This window comes from Acinetobacter wanghuae (genome assembly GCF_009557235.1).
Taxonomy (GTDB): Bacteria; Pseudomonadota; Gammaproteobacteria; order Pseudomonadales; family Moraxellaceae; genus Acinetobacter; species Acinetobacter wanghuae.
This window is the reverse complement of record NZ_CP045650.1, coordinates 1758680-1773260: the sequence shown is the minus strand read 5'-3', so window position 1 is coordinate 1773260 and position 14581 is coordinate 1758680. Positions and strand designations below refer to the sequence as shown.

At 40.6% G+C, this 14581-nt stretch carries 13 protein-coding genes; 9 read left to right on the top strand and 4 right to left on the bottom strand.

The window, feature by feature from the left end; all coding sequences use genetic code 11:
* The first annotated feature begins 3 nt into the window (after positions 1–3).
* A complete protein-coding gene (locus GFH30_RS08325) occupies positions 4–2250 on the top strand; it encodes a bifunctional prephenate dehydrogenase/3-phosphoshikimate 1-carboxyvinyltransferase (RefSeq protein ID WP_153371790.1) in 2247 nt (748 codons plus the stop codon).
* Between the two features lie 95 nt (positions 2251–2345).
* Complete coding sequence (locus GFH30_RS08320) at positions 2346–2714, top strand: hypothetical protein (RefSeq protein WP_153371789.1); 369 nt, start codon at positions 2346–2348, stop codon at positions 2712–2714.
* Between the two features lie 53 nt (positions 2715–2767).
* On the opposite strand, the gene GFH30_RS08315 is transcribed toward GFH30_RS08320, so the two are convergent.
* Positions 2768–3397 carry an alpha/beta hydrolase gene (locus GFH30_RS08315; protein WP_153371788.1) on the bottom strand — a complete coding sequence of 210 codons (630 nt, stop codon included), beginning with the start codon at positions 3395–3397 and terminating at the stop codon, positions 2768–2770.
* Positions 3398–3522: 125 nt separating this feature from the next.
* Here GFH30_RS08315 and yaaA point away from each other — a divergent pair, with 125 nt between their 5' ends.
* The 7 genes from yaaA to rnhB all read left to right on the top strand — a co-directional run bounded on the left by yaaA (position 3523) and on the right by rnhB (position 9339).
* Positions 3523–4305: a peroxide stress protein YaaA gene (gene yaaA, locus GFH30_RS08310; protein WP_153371787.1), complete on the top strand. Its 783-nt coding sequence runs from the start codon at positions 3523–3525 to the stop codon at positions 4303–4305.
* Between the two features lie 489 nt (positions 4306–4794).
* The gene (locus GFH30_RS08305) at positions 4795–4959 is read left to right on the top strand and encodes a hypothetical protein (protein ID WP_153371786.1); all 165 of its coding nucleotides are present in this window, start codon (positions 4795–4797) and stop codon (positions 4957–4959) included.
* A 395-nt stretch (positions 4960–5354) separates the two neighbouring features.
* Positions 5355–6677: an NCS2 family permease gene (locus GFH30_RS08300; RefSeq protein WP_153371785.1), complete on the top strand. Its 1323-nt coding sequence runs from the start codon at positions 5355–5357 to the stop codon at positions 6675–6677.
* 78 nt (positions 6678–6755) lie between these two features.
* Complete coding sequence (locus GFH30_RS08295) at positions 6756–7757, top strand: adenosine deaminase (protein ID WP_153371784.1); 1002 nt, start codon at positions 6756–6758, stop codon at positions 7755–7757.
* A gap of 62 nt (positions 7758–7819) precedes the next feature.
* On the top strand, positions 7820–8158 hold the full coding sequence (locus GFH30_RS08290; protein ID WP_153371783.1) for a hypothetical protein: 339 nt from the start codon (positions 7820–7822) through the stop codon (positions 8156–8158).
* A gap of 132 nt (positions 8159–8290) precedes the next feature.
* Positions 8291–8671, top strand: a complete 381-nt coding sequence (locus GFH30_RS08285; RefSeq protein ID WP_153371782.1) for a hypothetical protein — start codon at positions 8291–8293, stop codon at positions 8669–8671.
* A 71-nt stretch (positions 8672–8742) separates the two neighbouring features.
* Positions 8743–9339, top strand: coding sequence for a ribonuclease HII (gene rnhB / locus GFH30_RS08280; RefSeq protein WP_153371781.1), 597 nt, complete (start codon positions 8743–8745; stop codon positions 9337–9339).
* Between the two features lie 93 nt (positions 9340–9432).
* Here the strand turns inward: rnhB and csrA are convergent, their stop codons facing one another.
* The 3 genes from csrA to alaS form a co-directional block, all read right to left on the bottom strand.
* Positions 9433–9687 carry a carbon storage regulator CsrA gene (gene csrA / locus GFH30_RS08275; RefSeq protein WP_153371780.1) on the bottom strand — a complete coding sequence of 85 codons (255 nt, stop codon included), beginning with the start codon at positions 9685–9687 and terminating at the stop codon, positions 9433–9435.
* Positions 9688–9945: 258 nt separating this feature from the next.
* The gene (locus tag GFH30_RS08270) at positions 9946–11226 is read right to left on the bottom strand and encodes an aspartate kinase (protein WP_153371779.1); all 1281 of its coding nucleotides are present in this window, start codon (positions 11224–11226) and stop codon (positions 9946–9948) included.
* 309 nt (positions 11227–11535) lie between these two features.
* Positions 11536–14229: an alanine--tRNA ligase gene (alaS, locus tag GFH30_RS08265; protein ID WP_171501059.1), complete on the bottom strand. Its 2694-nt coding sequence runs from the start codon at positions 14227–14229 to the stop codon at positions 11536–11538.
* Positions 14230–14581 lie beyond the last annotated feature (352 nt).

Below are 14581 nucleotides of genomic sequence, written 5' to 3'. Positions count from 1 at the left end.
AAAATGTTAGCGCCACTGTTTGAAAAAGTTGCTTTTATTGGACTTGGACTGATTGGTTCGAGTTTGGCTCGTGTCATCATTGCTGAAAATTTGGCAGTTAAGATTGTTGCATCCACACGTTCGCAAAAAACCTTGGATGATGCCAAAGCCTTGGGATTAATTTCGGAAGGTTACCCAAGTCCGATTGATGCTGTGCAAGGTGCAGACTTGATCGTATTGGCATTACCGGTGCAAGCGACGCAGAAAGTCTTGGCACAAATTCAACCCTATTTGGCTGAAAATGTAATCATTACGGATGTAGGAAGTACCAAAGGTAATGTCGTTGCTGCTGCGAAAACAGTCTTTGGTGATGTCTTACCTGCGGGTTTTGTGCCGGGTCATCCGATTGCAGGTGCTGAACTGACAGGTGTGCATGCAGGAAAAGTCGATTTATTTGCCAATCACAAAGTTATTTTGACACCGCTCGCAACCAGTGCCGATTGGGCAGTCGAAAAACTGATTCAACTGTGGCAAGCCGCTAAAGCGGAAGTGATTTGTATGGATGTCGATAAGCATGATGAAGTGCTTGCACATACCAGTCATCTTCCGCACTTGATGGCGTTTAACTTAGTCGAGCAACTGGCAAACCGAGAAGATAACCTCGATATATTTCGTTATGCCGCAGGTGGCTTCCGAGACTTTTCTCGCATTGCTGCCAGTGATCCACAAATGTGGCATGACATCTTTTTTGCCAATAAAAAAGCGATACTCAATGCAGTAGATGGATTTGAACAGCAATTGGCTGTTATTCGTAAACTGATTGAAAATGAAGATTCACAAGCTTTAATGGGCTTGTTAGGACATGCGCAAGCCGCGCGTCAGCATTTTAATCATATGTTGGCGAAGAAACCGTTGATGGAGAAAAACAAAGTGACTCAGCAATTTACGATTTTACCGGGTGCTAAGAATTTCCAAGGTAAGTTTACTGTACCGGGTGATAAATCTGTGTCACATCGCTCAATCATGTTTGGTGCAATTGCGGAAGGTACAACGCATGTCACCGGTTTTCTTGAAGGTGAAGATGCTTTAGCAACCTTACAAGCCTTCCGTGATATGGGCGTGAGCATTGAAGGACCCAAAAATGGTGAAGTGACCATTCATGGTGTGGGCATGCATGGTCTTAAAGCGCCAAAAACTGCGCTGTACATGGGTAATTCAGGTACATCAATGCGTTTGTTGTCAGGCATGTTGTCTGCGCAAAAATTTGATTCTGTGATGACAGGTGATGCGTCACTGTCTAAACGTCCAATGGAGCGTATTGCCAAACCACTGCGTGACATGGGTGCGCAAATCCAAACTACGGGCGAACGTGGTACACCTCCAGTCTCCATTACTGGGAATGCCCAACTTAAAGGAATTCATTACGATCTACCGATGGCATCTGCCCAAGTGAAATCAGGGATTTTACTGGCAGGTCTGTGGGCTGAAGGTGAAACCGTGGTGACTGAGCCTGAGCCTACACGTGATCACTCTGAACGCATGCTGCGTGCATTTGGTTATGAGGTGAAAACAGAAGGTAATCGAATCTCATTGCACGGCGGTGGTAAGTTAGTCGGTACTAATATTCAAGTGCCTTCTGATATTTCTTCTGCAGCATTCTTTATGGTTGCAGCAGCAATCACTGAAAATGCAGATGTTACCTTAGAAGCGGTGGGCATCAATCCAACGCGCACAGGTGTGATTGAGATTTTAAAACAGATGGGCGCTGACTTGACTGTTAAAAATGAACGTATTGCAGGTGGCGAACCGATTGCTGATATTCGCATTAAAGGTTCACGTACGCTCAAAGGTATTCATATGCCTGAAGATCAAGTGCCGCTTGCGATTGATGAATTCCCAGCTTTATTTATTGCAGCTGCATGTGCAGAAGGTCAAACGATTTTAACTGGTGCGGCAGAACTTCGAGTGAAAGAATCTGACCGTATTCAAGTAATGGCCGATGGTCTAAAAACCATGGGCATCGACTGCACGCCAACCGATGATGGCATCATTATTGAAGGTAAAGGCAAAGCAGGTGAGTGGGGTCCAATCTTTACTGGTGGTGAAATTGAATCGCATCACGACCACCGTATTGCTATGAGTTTCTCAATTGCAGGTTTACGTAATTCTGAAGAAATTCGCATTGTTGGTACTGAAACAGTGGCAACCAGTTTCCCAACCTTTACAGAGCTGACCGCACGTGCTGGCCTTGATATTCAAGTGACTGAATAATTGTAAAAAGACAACAAACAGCCAAGCTTTTGCTTGGCTGTTTTGTTTATAGTACTTTATACGCGCGGTTAATATAAAAAGTGGAGGGATCGAGAATGAGAAAATTAAAATTCATGGTGAATAATGATAATCAAAACAATATTCAAGCCGAGAAGCAAACCCAAGATTATGTTACAAATTTATTGGCACATGATTTAGCCAAATATGGTTTTAAGACCCTTCCACAAAGTGGCGCACATATCGCGATTAGTGTAGAAGAGTATACCTTGCCACTCTCTATTCGTTGTGAAACACGTGATGAACAGGGGCATTTAATTTGCGAGATTTCATCGTATCCTGAAGAAGAACAAGATTGGTTAGATCGTATTACAGAGCAAAGTCTTTTAAATCAGTTGGCTCAAGCGGTTGAAAATACACTAAAAGAAGATGAGTTATTTAGCGATTTTGAGTGGAAAACGGTATGAGTTTAAAAAAAGCTCATCCATAGATGAGCTTTTTTATAGGTTCATATATAGGATTAACTGACTAAGAATCGGCTAATCGCTAAGCGCATTTGTTTTAAGTAACCGGTAAAGAAATGATTTGCACCCGGCAGAATGGTTAAGATATGACGCTGCGGTTTCGCCCATGTAATCAAATCAGACAACAATGTAATTTCATCTGCCTCACCATGTAAGAACATGATATCGCCTTGAAGGGCTGGGGTTTGATAGTGTCGTAAACCCGCAACTGTTGCTGTTGGCAGACCACATAAAATCATTTGTTTTGGTCGAATTTCGACAGCTAAACTATCAAAAGCTTTTGCCATGACATGTGCACCAAAGCTAAATCCACCAGCATAGAAAGGTAAATGCGGATGGGATTGGCGCGCAAATTTAATCACATCAAGGACATCTTCTGTTTCGCCAAAGCCTTCATCATGCACGCCCTCACTTTGACCTGAACCACGGAAGCTTGGGCGGTAGACCATATAACCACGTTCTAAGAACATTTGTGCCAATAAAGCGGGAACTTTATGGTGCGGTGTGCCCCCTTGCAAAGGATGAGGGTGACAAACAACAGCAAATCCTTTTACATCACCTTGAGGATAATCAACAAAAACTTCAATTTGACCAACAAGTCCTTGGATAAATATGGGCTCAGACATAGCTAAAGAGAGAATAAAGGGGAGAGGGTCGATATTTTACAGATAATGTTTATTAAAAACACAAATTGGCAAAGAAAAACCTCAACTGCTATAGTTCTTTTACATAAATTTTACTCAGGTTGACTATGCTCGCTTTAATTTCTCCTGCAAAAACGTTGGATTACGAAACAACTTTGCCCACAGATCAATTTACACAGGCGAGATTACTCGATCATTCGGAGCAACTGATTCAGGTTGCACAAAAATTATCAGCCACTGAAATTGCAAGTTTAATGAGTGTCAGTGAAAAAATTGCCAACCTGAATGTGGCACGTTTTAGAGATTGGCAGTCTGAATTTGATTTGGCGAATGCACGTCAAGCGATTTTTGCATTTAAAGGTGACGTATATACAGGACTCGATGCATATACGTTGAATGACCAACACATTCCGTATGCACAAAAGCATTTACGTATGTTATCGGGTTTATATGGTGTATTACGCCCACTCGATTTAATGATGCCGTATCGTTTAGAAATGGGCACCAAATTGGCAAATTCACGCGGTCATAATTTATATGATTTTTGGGGCAATACCATTACGGATTTAATTAACCAAGATTTAGCCGCAGCAGAAAGTGAGCTTTTGGTGAATATTGCATCGGATGAATACTATAAAGCCGTTAAAGAATCGAAACTGCAAGCCCAAATCATTAAGCCTGTGTTCCTTGATCAAAAAAATGGCAAATATAAAATTATTAGTTTTTATGCCAAAAAAGCACGTGGACTTATGGCGCGCTTTATCATTGAAAATGAAATCTTCAGCATAGATGATTTAAAAGCTTTTAATACTGATGGATATTATTTTGATGCACAAAGTTCATTAACAGGTGAGCTTGTATTTAAGCGTGATGAGAAAAGCATCGCGTAAGCCATTCGCAAGCCAGCATTTATGTGTTCATGAATGCTGGTTTATTGCGTTTAAATATGAGGAGAAATTATCTCTTTGTTAATAAAAGGGATCTGATTTGATGTGAAATTTTCACGATTCTTCAGCTTAATTTGAAATGATTTATGTCAATTTTGTAAAAGGAATTAGAAGAAAAATGCATTAACGCTGTAGGATGATGTGGGCTTGATCTCTTTTCAAATAAAATAAAAAAATGAAGTTTAAGGTTCGATTTTGATGAATAGTCAAAGTAACGCATTGATATTCATAGGGGCGTATTTTTACATGCCCTTATTAATTTTTTGTATTCAGTAAAATGATAAGAGTAATTCACGAAATCTTGTATATTGAAAAAATAGATATTTACAGCATAGGGTTTACAAAAAATAAGTGTAAATGTATACCAAGTCACACTAATAGGTGTTTTTTTGTTAGCATAAAATAAATAATATTGAAGTAATGCCTATGGACATGAAGTTATTTGTTGTTCCTGCACTTGTGATAGCGATTGTACTACTCGGATTTTTTGTCTATAAGCAGAGCGAATCAGAACGCCAACAAGAAATTGAACGTGTTGTCAGTGATGCCAATTCATCTTTGCATCGTATTGAGGCAAACACGCACTGGGTTCGTTAAATTATTCCTATATATTTAAACAAGCTATGTCTTACTTTTGCGCGTTTTAGCGTATTCATTGTCATGACCAATTAAAGTTAAATTTTTGGAAGCATTCAAAAATCAATGTGTTATAATTTGTAAAATCTAATATTGGATCTGTTACTTACTTGTCTAAGTGATTGATTCTAATCCACTATTTAAGCTGCATAAGTGTTATGCAGCTTTTTTGTTGGTAATTTTCAGTTTATTAACTGCATTTATTGTTAAGGTGTACTGGAAAATTTTTTGACCGGTCGAATAGCAATACTGGCATATTCGTTGCTAATAGATTCATAGATAATTGATATTTTTGAAAATATCACGATATTTACGGAATGCTTAACGCATACAGTTTACTCAATAGGGGATAGGTCATGACGACTCCTAATCCATCTTCTGAAAGCTTGTTTGAACGTATGTTCAAACTGAGTGAAAATAAGACTAGTTTTCGTACAGAAGTGCTAGCAGGTGTAACAACATTCTTAACAATGTGTTACATCATTATTGTCAATCCAATGATTTTGTCAGAAACAGGCATGGATCATGGGGCTGTCTTTGTTGCAACCTGTCTTGCAGCCGCAATTGGCTGTTTAGTGATGGGGATTGTAGCAAACTATCCTATCGCGCTTGCGCCCGGTATGGGCTTAAATGCTTACTTTACCTATTCGGTTTGTATGGGAATGGGCGTGCCTTGGCAAACTGCTTTAGCGGCTGTGTTTGTGTCTGGTTTGGTATTCGTTGCCATCAGCATGTTCAAGGTGCGTGAAGCTATTGTAAATGCTATCCCGATGTCGCTTAAATTTGCGATTGGTGGTGGTATTGGTTTGTTCCTCGCATTGGTTGCATTAAAAAATGCCGGCATTATTGTGGACAATCCAGCAACTTTGGTTGGCTTAGGTGATTTAAAGCAGCCGACTGTATTGCTTGCGTTATTAGGCTTCCTGCTTGTTGTTGTGATGCATCAATTTAAAATTCGCGGTGCAATCATCATCAGTATTTTAGCGATTACTGCAATTTCAACAGTACTCGGCTATAACGAATTTAAAGGTGTGATTGGTCAAATTCCATCACTTGCGCCTACGTTCATGCAAATGGACTTTGAAGGCTTGTTTAGTGCAAGTTTGATCGGTGTAATCTTTGTCTTCTTCTTGGTCGATTTGTTCGACTCAACTGGTACCTTGGTGGGTGTTTCACACCGTGCTGGACTGCTTAAAGATGGTAAATTACCGCGCTTGAAGAAAGCATTATTTGCGGATTCATCTGCAATTGTGGCAGGTGCTGCATTGGGTACGTCTTCGACTACACCATATATCGAATCATCTGCGGGTGTAGCTGCCGGTGGTCGTACAGGCTTAACCGCTGTCGTTGTGGGTATTATGTTCCTCTTGTGCTTGTTCTTAGCACCATTGGCGCAATCGGTTCCAGGTTTTGCAACTGCACCTGCTTTGCTGTTTGTCGGTGTACTGATGATTCAAGGCATTGTACATATTGCTTGGGATGATATTACAGAAGCTGTTCCTGCCTTCTTAACCATTATCTTTATGCCATTTGCCTATTCAATTGCAGATGGTATTGCGATGGGCTTCATTAGCTATGCACTAATTAAATTGCTCACTGGCAAAGCGAAAACTGTACCTTATATGGTCTGGATTGTTGCTGTGCTTTGGACGATTAAATTTGCCTACTTTGGTGGCTAGGTTTTCTTCAGTTTTTAAAAGGGTGTAAACTCAGTTTGCACCTTTTTTTTATCATTTGATTTTGTATAAGGATTATCAATGCGTCATCTTGAATTGATTAAAGCATTACCAAAGGCTGAGTTACATGTGCATATTGAAGGGACCTTTGAGCCTGAATTGATGTTTGCCATTGCGCAACGTAATGCCATTGAGATCCCTTATACATCGGTTGAAGAAGTGAGACAGGCGTATAACTTTCATAATTTACAGTCTTTCTTAGATATCTATTATGCAGGTGCCAATGTCTTGATTCATGAACAAGATTTTTATGATCTTGCGATGGCGTATTTTGAAAAATGTGCTGAAGATCATGTGGTGCACACCGAGATGTTCTTTGACCCGCAAACGCATACTGATCGTGGTATTGCATTTGATGTAGTAATTCAAGGTTTAACCCGCGCTTGTCGTGATGCTGAGCAAAAATGGGGCATTACATCACACTTAATTATGTGTTTCTTGCGCCATTTAAGTGAAGAAGCGGCATTTGAAACTTTGGAACAAGCGTTAGCGTATAAAGACCAAATCATTGCGGTCGGTTTAGATTCAAGTGAAATGGGTCATCCACCTTCTAAATTTGAGCGTGTCTTTGCCAAAGCACGTGATGAAGGCTTTTTAGTGGTTGCACATGCGGGCGAAGAAGGTCCTGCGGAATATGTTTGGGAAGCATTAGATTTACTCAAAGTGAATCGTGTTGATCATGGCGTACGTTCAGAAGAAGACCCACAACTGTTGCAGCGCCTTATTCAAGAGAAAATGCCGCTAACTGTCTGTCCTTTGAGTAATCTAAAATTGTGTGTGGTCGATGATATGCAACAGCACAATATTCGTCGATTATTGCAGCAAGGTGTGCATGTCACGGTCAATTCTGATGATCCCTCTTATTTTGGTGGTTATATGAATGATAACTTTATTGCGATTGCTGATGCCTTAGATTTAACTGAACAAGAGCTTAAACAATTGGCGATCAATTCTTTTGAAGCTTCTTTTATTTCCGATCAAACCAAACAAAAATGGATCCAGAAAATTCAAAATTGGGTGTAAAATACCGTTCTTATATCAGCAGAGTTTACTCTGCTTTTTTATGCCTAAAGGTTAAGACGTCAATGAAATATGTTGTGTTTGGGATGGCTTTACTGTGTTCAATGACTGCATCTGCACAAATGAGCATGACTCAAAAAGTCCTTAAGCCAGTGATTGAATACCAGTGTGCGGCAGAACTCAAAGACTCAAAACTTTGGAAAGCCTCGACTTATTTTATGCAGGATACCAATAAGCTCAAACTGCAAAATGAAGTATGCGGCTGTATTGGTGAACATGCTTTGGAAAATGTGCCTGCAAAAACTTTATTGCAAGCGACCATCAATGATGAAGTGAAGAATCAAGTCGTGCGCCAAGCAATGCTAAATAGTCTAAAAGGCTGTTTACTAGCGGCTAAAAAATGAGTCTATCTTTAATTTGATGGTAGATCGTTTGCACGCTTGCCATTCAGAAAACACATTTAATGATGTCTTAACCAAAACACTTTAGGCACAATAGCACCCAATGTGACTTATTCATTCAAAAGGAAAAATTCTGTGAAAAAATTAATTGCTGTCGTTGTACCTATGCTCCTTGCTTTAACGGGTTGTGCAGCAACAGGCACAACGCAAGGAACAGCAGCGAATACGACCAATAATTTGGCAATGATGGCGATTAAAGTCGGTGTTCAAGCGAAATGCGTTACTGAATTAAACAACAATACCTATTGGAAAACGGGTTCTAAACTTCTGACTGAAACTCAAAAAACTGAACTTCAAACAGAAGTGTGTTCATGTGTTGGCGAAAAAGCGACAACCAGTGTAACACCAACTGATTTAATCGTAGCTGCGATGGATAAAACCACCCAAGCGACATTAATTACTAAAGTTGTAACTTCTACTTTAAATGCCTGTGTGGTTGATACACTGAAAAACTAATCCATTTTTTGGATAAATCGACGATCCATGATGTTTACATTTTGGGTCGTTTTTATTTTTAAGGAATACACATGTTAATTGCAGGTACAGATGAGGCAGGGCGTGGTCCATTGGTAGGGTCTGTGGTGGCTGCCGCCGTTATTTTAGATCCCAATCGTCCGATCGAAGGCTTAAATGACTCAAAAAAGCTCACAGAGAAAAAGCGTGAAAAGTTATTTGTAGAAATTCAAGAAAAGGCATTGGCTTGGGCAATTGCCGAAAGTTCTGCGCAAGAAATTGATGAACTTAATATTTTGCAGGCATCATTACTTGCGATGAAACGCGCAATTGAAGCTTTAAACATTCAACCTGAGCATGTACTGATTGACGGTAATAAATTAGTACAAGGTTTAACAATGAGTTGTGAAGCAGTCGTGGGGGGGGATGCTTTACATGCTGAAATTTCAGCTGCAAGTATTTTGGCTAAAGTCACGCGTGATCATCAGATGATTGAGCTTGATCAAAAATACCCACAATTTGGGTTTGCCAAGCATAAAGGCTACCCAACCAAAGCGCATTTTGAAGCAATTGCAGCGCATGGGGTAATTGCGGAGCATCGACGCAGTTTTTCACCGGTACGAAATGCATTGGCTGCGATGCAAGTTCAACAAGATTTATTAGGCGAATAATTTTTTAGACATTTTTTGTTTTAGGTAAGTTTTTTAGCTTGCAGCAGTCACAAAATTAAAGCGGCTCATAGGCCGCTTTATATTTCACTCGAATTAACGATTAAAGTCATTCTGTGGTTGAGTATCATCTTCAAAAGAAGGTTGATAGTCTTGATCGATATGTTGAAGATGCTCATGCATCGCGCGTTCATGCTGAATGCGTTGATAAATTTCTTCACGGTGTACAGAGACTTCTTTAGGTGCATTGACACCAATACGGACCTGATTACCTTTTACCCCAAGTACAGTCACGCTGACTTGGTCTCCGATCATTAATGTTTCTCCGACACGTCGAGTCAGAATCAGCATGTTTATCTCCTTGCAAAATGCAAAACCTGCAATCGATTTAGAATGTAATAATTAAAAATTTAAAACGTTTGAAATCACAGAGAAAATCTTGATAGAAAACAAAACCATCTTGGTTTTGATTACAGCTATCGTAATTTTCTATAAATCCTCAAGGCTAATATAACAGAGCCACTATAAAAAACACTATAGTGGCCCTGAATTTTTGTAGAGTTTTGCAAAATACTGTCTGACAAGGACATTATTTTAGCAATCTAGCCATTAAGCACGAACGCTAGATTCACCATGCTCACGGTCAAGACCGAATGCTGTGTGCAATGAACGAACAGCAAGCTCTAAATAATTTTCTTCAATAATCACTGAAATTTTAATTTCAGAGGTCGAAATCATCATAATGTTGATGTTTTCATCGGCAAGGGCAGTAAACATTTTGCTTGCCACGCCTGCATGTGAACGCATGCCCACACCCACGATTGACACTTTGACGATGTCATTACGTGTTGCAACTTCACGCGCACCAATATTGCGTGCTGTTTCTTCTAAAATAGCTTTTGCTTTTGCAAGTTCGCCACGATTCACTGTAAACGTGAAGTCAGTTGTTCCGTCTTCTTCTACGTTTTGAATGATCATGTCAACTTCAATATTTGCAGCACCAATTGGCGCTAAAATTTTTGAAGCATTACCTGGTTCGTTTGGAACGCCAAGGATCGTTAATTTTGCTTCGTCACGGTTGAACGCGATACCAGAGATAATTGGTTGTTCCATGTTGTCTTCCAATTCAGTAGTAATGAGTGTACCGACGTTTTGTTTAAATGCTTCGTCGAATGCGCCATCATCGTCATTATCAAAGCTTGATAATACGCGTAAAGGAACTTGGTATTTACCTGCAAATTCAACAGAACGAATTTGAAGGACTTTCGAACCTAGCGAAGCCATTTCCAGCATTTCTTCAAATGAAATACGATCCACTTTTTTCGCTTTAGGAGCAACACGTGGGTCAGTGGTATAAACACCATCGACATCTGTGTAAATTTGGCATTCATCTGCTTTGAGTGCAGCTGCAAGTGCAACGCCTGATGTATCTGAGCCACCACGACCTAAAGTCGTTGTATTGCCTTCGGCATCAAAGCCTTGGAAACCTGCAACAACAATGACACGTCCTGCATCTAAGTGAGCAGTCATGACATCGGTATCAATCGCTTCAATACGTGCTTTGGTAAAGGCGCTGTCGGTTTTAATGCCAACTTGACGACCTGTTAAAGATTTTGCTTCAACGCCAATTGAATTGAGCGCCATCGCAAGCATAGAAATCGTTACCTGTTCACCCGTAGACACCATTTGGTCGAGTTCACGTGGATCAGGGGTTTCGGTAATGGCTTTCGCTAAAGCAAGTAGGCGATTGGTTTCGCCACTCATTGCAGATACCACGACCACAACCTTGTGCCCATGATCACGCCAGCGCTTTACGCGACGAGCAACATTTAAAATGCGCTCAGGAGTACCCATTGAGGTACCGCCATATTTTTGAACGATTAATGCCATAACTATCCTTACCAAGTAAATAAGTCTAATGACTTAAAACACTTAAATATATTTGCAGCAAACCAACTTGCTTGCTGCAACATACCACGTAGCTGATCAATTCCACTCAGTGCAATGAGATGAATCGATATAGATACTTCGTGTCTGCAAAATCAAATTTTGAACGATTTTGCAGGACTCCATCATTATTATCATGTCAGCGGTTTTGCTTCATTAAAAAATGAGGCGAAACATAACAAGTGTTTGGCTTTTATACAATGAACAGGATGAGACCCTCACATCCTGTTCACTTTGGCGTATATAAAACCCTTATTTTGCAGCGAACCAATCGTTTAAGCTGGTCATTACAGGTGCAAGCTTTTCATTGAATGGTGCACCACCTTGCGCTAGATCAGGTTTACCACCACCTTTACCACCAAGCTCAGTCGCAAGATGTTTGATGATGTCACCGGCTTTAACATTCGCTGTGAACTCTTTAGCAACAGAAGCAATCAGGCTGACTTTGTCACCATCAACACCTGCAAGTACAATCACTGCATTGTCTAATTTTGATTTCACACCGTCATGTAGGTTACGAAGTGATTTCGCATCCATATTTTCGACGGTTGTAATCAACGTTGTACGTCCAGCAATGTTTTGAACTTGGCTAAGAAGTTCGCCCGCTTGCAGGCTCGCAAGTTTTTGATTGAGTTGTTCAATCTGTTTTTGTAACTGATGCGCAGTCTCAACCACAGATTCAACTTTTTCAACCGTTTGATGATTTTGTGCTTTTAATAAACCATTAATGTACTGGACATCACGATCTACTTTTTGCACGGCATCTACTGCTTTAGTACCAGTAACTGCTTCAATACGACGTACACCTGCTGCAACACCACCTTCAGAGGTGATTTTGAATAGACCGATGTCACCTGTACGTTTGACATGAATACCACCACAAAGCTCGATTGAGAAGTTTTTCTCTTCAATCACAGAACCCATTGAAAGTACACGTACTTCATCACCGTATTTTTCACCGAACAACATCATCGCGCCTTTGGCTTTTGCAGACTCGATGTCAAGAAGTTCAGTTGTTACAGCAGTATTGGCAATCACTTCAGCATTCACTAAACGTTCAACTTCTTGCAATTGCTCGAAAGTCACAGGTTGGTCATTGGCAAAGTCGAAACGTAAAATGTCTGATGCAACCAATGAACCTTTTTGCTGTACATGTGAACCCAACACTTGGCGAAGAGCGGCATGTAGAAGGTGAGTTGCAGAGTGGTTACGCGCAGTTGCAGCACGTAAATCCGCTTTTACAATCGCTTCAACCGACTGAGTTGCTTTTAAGCTACCCATGGTCACGATACCTTGGTGAACGAATGCGCCACCCGATTTCTTGGTATCTTGAACTTCGAAAATACCTGTCTCATTTTTGAATAGACCAGTATCACCGATTTGACCACCGCTTTCTGCATAGAACGGGGTTTGGTTGAGAACGATTAAAGCTTCATCACCTTCAACCACTTCATCCACTTGTTCGCCATCTTTATAGATCGCAACAATCTGACCTTGACCTTGGGTTGCGTCATAGCCATCAAATTGCGTTTCGCCTTCAACTTTAACCACACTGTTATAGTCGATTGCAAATTTGCCCGCATCACGTGCGCGTTGACGCTGTGCAGCCATTTCAACTTCGAAGCCCGCTTCATCGATTGTCAATTCACGTTCACGAGCGATGTCGGCAGTTAAATCTGTTGGGAAGCCGTAAGTATCGTAAAGTTTAAAGACTACTTCACCCGGAATCACGTTACCTTTTAAGTTTGCTAATTCGCCTTCAAGCAATTTCAAACCTTGCTCTAGGGTTTTCGCAAATTGCTCTTCTTCTTTTAAAAGCAGCGCTTCAATACGTGATTGTTGTGCTGCAAGTTCAGGATACGCATCACCCATCACAGCAATTAAAGGCTGTAACATTTTGTGGAAGAATGAACCTGTTGCGCCCAATTTGTTACCGTGGCGAACCGCACGACGGATAATACGACGCAGTACATAACCACGACCTTCATTTGAAGGGTTTACGCCATCAGCAATCAGGAAGCAGCAAGAACGTGCATGGTCAGCAACGACTTTTAGCGATGCAGGGTAGTCAACTGGTTTGTTTTCAGCTTGTGCTTTTGCTTCAAGTTCAGATGTATCTAAACCAATGATTTCAGCAGCGGATTTTAATAAGTTTTGGAATAGATCGATTTCGTAGTTTGAGTTAACGTGTTGTAAAACAGCAGAAATACGTTCTAAGCCCATACCTGTATCAACAGACGGTGCAGGAAGCGGGTGCAACACGCCATCAGCAGTACGGTTAAACTGCATGAATACGTTGTTCCAAATCTCGATGAAACGGTCGCCATCTTCTTCAGGTGTGCCTGGTAAGCCGCCCCAAATGTGATCGCCATGGTCAAAGAAGATTTCAGAACATGGACCACAAGGACCAGTGTCACCCATTGCCCAGAAGTTATCGGATGCGTATTGACCGCCTTTATTATCGCCAATGCGAATAATACGGCTAGCATCTAGACCAATTTCTTTGTTCCAAATATCAAATGCTTCGTCATCTGTATGGTAAACAGTGGCATAAAGTTTGTCTTTAGGAAGCGCAAGCCATTTGTCACCGGTTAAAAATTCCCAAGCAAATTTGATCGCATCACGTTTGAAGTAATCACCAAACGAGAAGTTACCTAACATTTCAAAGAAGGTATGGTGACGTGCGGTATAACCGACATTGTCTAAGTCGTTGTGTTTACCACCTGCACGTACACATTTTTGTGAAGATGTTGCACGAACATAATCACGTTTTTCCAAACCCAAGAAACAGTCTTTAAACTGGTTCATACCTGCGTTTGTAAATAGTAACGTTGGGTCATTGGCAGGAACCAGAGAACTCGACGCGACACGTGTATGCCCTTGCGATTCAAAATAGCTTAAAAAAGCTTCGCGAATTTCAGCGGATGTCATAAAACGAGTACTCACAACCAAGTCACTCCATAAATCTTGTATTTGGCTAAAAGCATGACAGTCTGACAAGAAAAGACTTCTTTGCTGACATGCGCGGCTTAAATTTTCGAAAACGCCAAATTATAACGGAAAATACCTGTGCAACCAATGATTTTCATTTTTATAACGTATAAAACGCTCAGCAATGAAGACGCCTGAATTTCTAAAAATGATTTGTAAAATCAAAAGCTATTGTCAGAACAGCGATTTAAATTCTGAATAAACACAGGAAAACAGTGCTATATCGGCTATACGCTCAATTTAATTGTTGAATTATTGGGCATGCTCTCTAAATTTTAGTGCTTTTGTTTGAATAATTATCAGTCAT

What these genes read in the sequence shown, in the direction of transcription:
- GFH30_RS08325 (WP_153371790.1), top strand. Translation starts at nt 4, where the DNA reads ATGTTAGCGCCACTGTTTGAAAAAGTTGCTTTTATTGGACTTGGACTG.
- GFH30_RS08320 (WP_153371789.1), top strand. Translation starts at nt 2,346, where the DNA reads ATGAGAAAATTAAAATTCATGGTGAATAATGATAATCAAAACAATATT.
- GFH30_RS08315 (WP_153371788.1), bottom strand. Translation starts at nt 3,397, where the DNA reads ATGTCTGAGCCCATATTTATCCAAGGACTTGTTGGTCAAATTGAAGTT.
- yaaA (WP_153371787.1), top strand. Translation starts at nt 3,523, where the DNA reads ATGCTCGCTTTAATTTCTCCTGCAAAAACGTTGGATTACGAAACAACT.
- GFH30_RS08305 (WP_153371786.1), top strand. Translation starts at nt 4,795, where the DNA reads ATGAAGTTATTTGTTGTTCCTGCACTTGTGATAGCGATTGTACTACTC.
- GFH30_RS08300 (WP_153371785.1), top strand. Translation starts at nt 5,355, where the DNA reads ATGACGACTCCTAATCCATCTTCTGAAAGCTTGTTTGAACGTATGTTC.
- GFH30_RS08295 (WP_153371784.1), top strand. Translation starts at nt 6,756, where the DNA reads ATGCGTCATCTTGAATTGATTAAAGCATTACCAAAGGCTGAGTTACAT.
- GFH30_RS08290 (WP_153371783.1), top strand. Translation starts at nt 7,820, where the DNA reads ATGAAATATGTTGTGTTTGGGATGGCTTTACTGTGTTCAATGACTGCA.
- rnhB (WP_153371781.1), top strand. Translation starts at nt 8,743, where the DNA reads ATGTTAATTGCAGGTACAGATGAGGCAGGGCGTGGTCCATTGGTAGGG.
- csrA (WP_153371780.1), bottom strand. Translation starts at nt 9,687, where the DNA reads ATGCTGATTCTGACTCGACGTGTCGGAGAAACATTAATGATCGGAGAC.
- GFH30_RS08270 (WP_153371779.1), bottom strand. Translation starts at nt 11,226, where the DNA reads ATGGCATTAATCGTTCAAAAATATGGCGGTACCTCAATGGGTACTCCT.